This window comes from Streptomyces sp. P17 (genome assembly GCF_032436805.1).
Taxonomy (GTDB): domain Bacteria; phylum Actinomycetota; class Actinomycetes; order Streptomycetales; family Streptomycetaceae; genus Streptomyces.
Genome location: NZ_JAVRBF010001220.1, coordinates 1 through 251, shown reverse-complemented (window position 1 = coordinate 251; position 251 = coordinate 1). Strand labels below are relative to the sequence as shown.

Genomic DNA, 251 nt, shown 5'->3' with positions numbered 1-251 from the left:
CTCGCGCCGCGGAATTGCTCGAAGCGTTCCCCGAGATACATCACGAGCTGATGCGTTTCGCCGCGGACCCAAAGAACTTCGCGCCGATCAGCACCGCGGAGAAAGAGGCGCTAGCGTTGGGAAACTTACCGCCCGCTTCGAATTCCTCCATGGTTCGTGGCGGCAGCACATTGGGTTCTTCTCCGGCGGCGCCACGTGGCGGGCGCGAACGCCGCAAGTCGTCCTAGACGGCTGCTACCTCTTGCCGGAGC

The 251-nt window shown here is 63.7% G+C and carries 1 protein-coding gene; it reads left to right on the top strand.

Annotated features, from left to right (window positions below; translation table 11 throughout):
* The coding region (locus RMT89_RS44470; protein WP_315889441.1) for a hypothetical protein at positions 1 to 227 on the top strand (227 nt) is incomplete at its 5' end.
* Between the last annotated feature and the right edge of the window lie 24 nt (positions 228 to 251).